Below are 4,697 nucleotides of genomic sequence, written 5' to 3' on the forward strand. Positions count from 1 at the left end.
GGCCATCCCATGGACCTGGGCATCCGCAGCAGTTACGCGGTTCTTTATGCGTCCGGCTATCTGATCTACTCAACGACGGCCAGAATCGTTGCACAACGATTCGACAGCCGCAATCTCCGGTTGGTTTCCGACCCGGTCACGCTCGTTGATTTCGGGAACACCTCAAGTGCGCCTGTTCTTCCGTTTACCGCGTCGCAAAACGGTGTATTCGTGTATAGGCGCGCACCCCAAAGCGGCACCCGCGATGTGCGACTGTTCTCGCGAGATGGGAAGATCATCCCCGGCAGCATTCCAATCGGCTTCAACAATAATCCGGTGATCTCTCCGGACGCCAGTAGAGTCGCGTACGACGTGACGTCAGGGGTTACACGAGATGTTTGGATATACGACCTGAAGCGGAAATCGAACTCGCGGCTGACCATGGGGCAAGCGCTATTCAGCGATCCGATGTGGTCGCCGGATGGCAAGAGACTCGCCATGTCCGTGGAAGACCAATCGAAGTTCCGCGTCGTGATCATGGAGGTTGACGGCGGCCGCACGGATACCATTTATGAGACGACGTCCAACTGGGTTTGGGTTCGTTCCTGGTCGGCTGACGGGAAGATGTTGTTCGTCGACTACTACAACGCCGCTGGCAAGCGCTCTATCGGTGTCTTGTCGCTCGAAGATCGTAAACTCACAGAAATAAATTCGGGAGCCGAAACAGTCTCACAGCGTTCGATCAACATTTCGCCCGATGGCCGCTGGATAGCATACGTCTCCGACGAGTCCGGACAGGAAGAGGTTTATATTCAGGCCTATCCGGGTCCGGGCAAGCGGGTGCAGGTTTCTTACGGCGGCGGGTTCATGCCGCGCTGGCGTGGAGATGGCCGCGAACTTTACTACATCTCCGGCGAATCAATAGTCACTGCTGTTCCGGTGCAATATCCCGGCGGCAGCATAGAGGTTGGGAGCCGGCAGGAGCTGTTCAAAGTGAATCCGCTCTATCCGGCGGGCAATCCCTTCGATGTTAGCCACGATGGAAAGCTTTTCGTGGTCAACACGGTTGGGGAAAGCACCGCAAGCCCCGTTCGGATGATCATGAACTGGTCCTCGCTGGTAGAGCACTGAGCTGGTCACGGGAAGCAACGGGTCCGAAATGACCCGTTACGCGCCGAGCTAGGCGAATCGCTGGAGTGCAGGTGCTCATGGATGGACATGAGGTAGCAGGCTTTGCGACGCGGCTGGGGAAAGCGCTTTTCGAGAAACTCGTCGAAAGACTTCAGGTGCTCCAGGCGCCAGTACTGCCCGCTTCGCACCTCGCACAGGTAACGGCCGAGGTCGACGAAGTGCTTGTCGCGCTCCCCCTCGACCGACCGCTCCCAGGCCAGGATCTGGTCGATCTTTTCGAGGACGAGTTCCGCCCGTTCGCGATTGAGGCTGGGCACCGGCGGGTCCTCCTTAGGCCGCAACATCGTCAAGCCAATCAAACGCGTCGCCTCCCGGCCGCCGCTCAAGGCGGCACTCGACCAGTTCGGGCTGCTGCAGGCACAGCCCCTGGCAGGCGCAGCTGAGGCATCCGTTTTGCGGATACCGAACGCCGGGGTGGGGCAAAAACTGGGCCTGTTCAATGCGGCGGATGGTCTGCTGCACCAGCGCCCCATATTCCTGGAGTTGCGATTCGGAAATCGTCACTGGAAGGTATTGAATTTCGGGCATCTTCTTGCGGACAAAGACCACCATCGCTACTTCGGCGATACCCGTAATCCAGCTGTAGGCGACCAGTTGCGGGTCGAGCGCGTAGAGCCCGCGAGGCTGCTCCGGGTAACGTGCCCCAGTTGTTTTCCACTCGAGCAGGCAGAAGCGGCCGTCCAGCTCGCCGATGGCATCGATGAAGGCTACGAACTCGGAGCCGCCGCGCAGAGGTTGGACATATTTCACCTGCAGCTGCTGCTGCGGTTCTTCGATCCGAACCCTTTCCTGTCCGGCGAAGAGTCCGAGCAGCTGGACGGCCTCGTCGAACATCTTGTCCCAGCTGTCGCCCCGGCTGTACTCGAGCTTGAGCCCTCTGTATCGCTGCCATTCGTCCCAGAACGCGGCCGCCGGATCCTCGCGCCGGAACAGTGCACCCAGGGCCAGTTCGAAGGTGCGGCCGGATACGGTCGAGGCGCGCGTCTCCCGCACCGCGCGCTCATCGACTTCTTCGCGGCCCAGCAGATCGGGATCGTAGCCGAAGTCGCGCAGGAACCAGCTGAGCTTCCACAGGTTTCGTGCCGAGCAAAAAAGGCGGCCGGAAAGCACTCGACCCGCAAAAGCAGCCGGGTCTCGGACCGAAAGCCGGATCTGAAAGTAGGGGTGACGGGGGTGCCAGCGGTAGCTGAGACAATCGACGCGCACCAGGAAAAAACCATCGGGCACATCGTCCGGCACGGGCGCTACCTGCTTCAGGCCAGGGATGCGGCGTCGGCTCATGCCACCCCCTGGTCGGGTGCGGCGATCCTGCTTAATTCTGCGAAGAATTGGTCGCGATCTTCGAGCACGCGTTTCTGCAAGTGGGCGATAAGGTCGGCCACCTGCTCGCGGCTGGCCTCCCGCATGGTCTTTAGGCCGAGATGGGCGAGGGCGTAAGACTTGATGAGAACCGGATCCAATTGGTGCTGACGGATGATCTGGCGCAACTGGTCGCGCATCGACGGAGTGGCGATCACCTCGAGTGTGCCGCGGCCGCGGTGCTCGGGCCGATGGCGCGCCTGGCCATTTTCGGGCGGACCGGACAAAGAGCCCAACTCTTCGACCGAACAGAGCCCGACACCATAGGCCTTGCGCAGAGCGCGATTGACGGCGCGGGTTTCGGCAATACGCAGTTCGGCACCGCGCACCATCTCGCCGACGTTCGCCGGATCGGCGTCGCCAAAGCCAGAGAACCCTCTCGAAGCCCGAGTGGGATACACGGTTGCCGAGAATACCCAGCGATTGGCGCGGGGGGAGCAGAGTTCGATCAAGGGGTGCACCTCGATGCCGGCGCGGTTACGGCGGGCGGCGAGCGAGAGCAGACCGGTGTGGGTGACGTACCAGCCACGCTCGATCCAGGCCAGGTCACCACCCGTGACCGAGAACTGGTACTGCTCGACCAGCGCAGTCAGATTCTCGAGAGCCGTGCGGGACAGGTGCGGCCAGCGGCGACGCGCGGCACGGCGAACGCGCCTCGTGGCATTGCATACCAGGTTCGCGGCTTGTGGTTTCATGATCTCCACGTCGGTCCTTGTTCCACCCTCATGTATTGAGGCGATGGCAATAGCTAAATCTACGGCGGCGCCAACGATTTTGGATACTCCGCGAGGTCGGAAATGCGCAGCCTACAGCCAGATGGGGTTGAGGCGACTGAGGCATTGCCGAACCAAATGCGACGAAGACCCGAGTTGTTAGCTGCGGATAGAGCGAGTCGCAGGTGGGGATGGGCGCTCCGTCGGAAGCGCCTGTTATCGCAGCTTGGTCGCTGCCATATCGTTTGTCACCACAGAGTTTCGATGTGCCTGGAAGGCAGGCGTTTGGGGGAGAAGGAGTGCTATATGCATCAAGCTAAAGCTCTTACCAAATGAGGCGCAGTTAAGGGGCAGTCGATTGCGCGCCATTCCACGGTCAAGTACTGTACACCGGCTTTTACGAGATTTAGGCGCAATCTATCCCATCTGACAGGAAGCCATGGATATCAAGCCGGTACTTCAAACTTGGGGGCGCGTTCTGACAGGACGCGTTCCAACCCTATCGATCGAGATTACCCGTGAATGTCCGTTGCGATGCCCGGGGTGCTATGCGTACGAAGAAAACCATCTCGGGGGAAAAGGTCTAAGAAGCGTGGCAGATTTCGAAGGGCAGCAATTGATCGATCGTGTAATCGCTCTTGTGGATGAATACAACCCCCTTCACCTTTCTATTGTCGGCGGTGATCCTTTGGTTCGTCTTCGTGAGCTCAACGTTTTGCTCCCGAAACTTGCAGATCGTGGGATTCACGTTCAGGTGGTAACGAGTGCGTTCAGAGAGATTCCCAAGTCTTGGGCTCGGATCCCCTTGCTGCGCATCAGTGTTTCGGTTGACGGACTGCAGCCTGAGCACGACGTTCGTCGCAAGCCTGCCACCTACGAAAGGATTCTCCGCAACATCCAGGGACAACACATCGCTGTTCACTGCACCGTCACCAACACAATGGTGAAGCGTGAGGAGTACCTGGACGAATTTCTATCATTTTGGACGTCGAATTCGGTAGTCGAGAAAGTCTGGATGAGCATCTTTACCCCGCAACTCGGTGAGAGCCCGGTTGAGTGTCTGACAGTCGCTGAACGAGACTGGCTCGTCAACAAGCTCCTGATCCTTAGAAAGACTTACCCCAAACTCGATATGCCGGTCGGGCTGATCAAGGAGATGAGCGTTCCGCCGAAATCTCCGGCACGATGCATCTTTGCCAAGACCACACGCGCGATTTCCGCCGATTTCGTCAGTCGTGTTGAGCCGTGCCAACTCGGTGGTAACCCGGATTGTTCTCGGTGCGGCTGTGTGGCGTCCATGGGACTAAACGCAATCGGAAGCCACCGCCTGTTCGGACCATTGACTGCGGGGCAGATATTCTGGGCATCAGCGGCTATTGGTGACTGGATGCAGCGGAAATTCCGGCCGGCGACGGGAGTCCGCCAGACCTCTACACAAGATTTCCAGCCAGTCCC

At 59.3% G+C, this 4,697-nt stretch carries 5 protein-coding genes; 2 read left to right on the forward strand and 3 right to left on the reverse strand.

Annotated elements, in window-relative coordinates; translation table 11 throughout:
* Positions 1 to 1,110: hypothetical protein (locus ROO76_14375; GenBank protein MDT8069348.1), on the forward strand; the 1,110-nt coding region annotated here is incomplete at its 5' end.
* 5 nt (positions 1,111 to 1,115) lie between these two features.
* Here the strand turns inward: ROO76_14375 and ROO76_14380 are convergent.
* The 3 genes from ROO76_14380 to ROO76_14390 are packed head-to-tail and all read right to left on the reverse strand — an operon-like array spanning position 1,116 to position 3,224.
* Positions 1,116 to 1,427: a hypothetical protein gene (locus ROO76_14380; GenBank protein ID MDT8069349.1), complete on the reverse strand. Its 312-nt coding sequence runs from the start codon at positions 1,425 to 1,427 to the stop codon at positions 1,116 to 1,118.
* A gap of 13 nt (positions 1,428 to 1,440) precedes the next feature.
* The gene (locus tag ROO76_14385; GenBank protein MDT8069350.1) at positions 1,441 to 2,451 is read right to left on the reverse strand and encodes a PD-(D/E)XK nuclease family protein; all 1,011 of its coding nucleotides are present in this window, start codon (positions 2,449 to 2,451) and stop codon (positions 1,441 to 1,443) included.
* On the reverse strand, positions 2,448 to 3,224 hold the full coding sequence (locus ROO76_14390) for a hypothetical protein (protein MDT8069351.1): 777 nt from the start codon (positions 3,222 to 3,224) through the stop codon (positions 2,448 to 2,450). The genes ROO76_14385 and ROO76_14390 overlap by 4 nt, the downstream gene beginning before the upstream one ends.
* 457 nt (positions 3,225 to 3,681) lie before the next feature.
* Between ROO76_14390 and ROO76_14395 the strand changes: the two genes are divergently transcribed.
* Positions 3,682 to 4,697: radical SAM protein (locus tag ROO76_14395; protein MDT8069352.1), on the forward strand; the 1,016-nt coding region annotated here is incomplete at its 3' end.

The organism is Terriglobia bacterium (assembly GCA_032252755.1).
In the GTDB taxonomy this organism is placed as follows: Bacteria; Acidobacteriota; Terriglobia; order Terriglobales; family Acidobacteriaceae; genus JAVUPY01.